This window comes from Streptomyces sp. NPDC007162, assembly GCF_040634175.1.
Classification (GTDB): domain Bacteria; phylum Actinomycetota; class Actinomycetes; order Streptomycetales; family Streptomycetaceae; genus Streptomyces.
Window position 1 is genome coordinate 1 of record NZ_JBEYFC010001065.1, and the last position, 1,066, is coordinate 1,066.

The following is a 1,066-nucleotide window of genomic DNA, read 5'->3' on the forward strand; positions in this document are numbered from 1 at the left end:
TTGGCCTCCATGCGGCGCACGACGAAGCCGAGCGGGATCGTGACCAGCAGGTAGCACAGGCCGGCGACGAGGATGGGCGTGGAGTTGGCGGTCGTACTGGCCAGGTCGCGGCCGTACTTGGACAGTTCGCGCTCCTCCAGGGTGACGCCCAGGAAGAGGACCAGGGAGGAGTCCTTGAAGAGCAGCACCAGTTCGTTGGTCAGGGGCGGGAGGATGATCCGGAAGGCCTGCGGGATGACGATCGAGACCATGGCGCGGGCGGGTGAGAAGCCGAGCGAACGGGCCGCTTCCAGCTGGCCCTTGGGGACCGCCTGGATGCCCGCGCGGATGGTCTCGGCCATGTAGGCGGCGGCGACCAGGCCGAGGGCGAGGGCCACCTTGCCGTAGGTGCCGCCGATGATCTCCGTGCCGGGGAAGGCGAGCGGGACGGCGACCCCGATGAAGATGAAGATCAGCAGGGCGGGCAGGCCGCGGAAGATCTCGATGTAGACGCCGGCCAGCCAGCGGTAGGGACCCACCGACGACAGCCGCATCAGCGCGATCACCATGCCGAGGGCCAGTCCGACGACGAAGCCGGACAGCGTGTAGAGCACGGTGTTCTTCAGCGCGAGCGTGATGACGTCCGGGAACATCTGCCGGGCGATGTCCCACTGGGCGAACTGGTTCCGCAGCCGGCCCCAGTCGGCACCGACCGCGAAGGCGATCACGGCGGCCACGAAGACGACGTACTGCGCCCCGCGCGACAGGCTGCGCTTCTGCCGCCGGCTCAGGCCCTTGCGGCGCGGCTGGAGTTCGGTGTCGGCGGCGGTCATGAGGCGGCGGGTGACGCGGCCTTCGCGTCGTACGGGCCGATCCACTTCTCGTACAGCTTCTTGTACGTGCCGTCGGCCTTGGCGTCGGAGATCGCCTTGTTGACGGCCGCGAGCAGCTTGGTGTTGCCCTTCTTCACCGTGAAGCCGTACTGCTCACCGGTGTTGATGTTGCCCGCGAGCCGGAAGGCGTCCGCGTTGGCCTTGTCCTTGAGCCAGCCCTGGACCACCGGGTAGTCGATGATGTCGGCCTTCAC

The 1,066-nt window shown here is 68.0% G+C and carries 2 protein-coding genes; both read right to left on the minus strand.

Annotated features, from left to right (window positions below; all coding sequences use genetic code 11):
* A partial coding sequence (locus ABZ646_RS47175) for an amino acid ABC transporter permease (RefSeq protein WP_360534090.1) occupies positions 1 to 812 on the minus strand: 812 nt, incomplete at its 3' end.
* Positions 809 to 1,066: transporter substrate-binding domain-containing protein (locus ABZ646_RS47180; protein WP_360534093.1), on the minus strand; the 258-nt coding region annotated here is incomplete at its 5' end. The genes ABZ646_RS47175 and ABZ646_RS47180, both read right to left, overlap by 4 nt.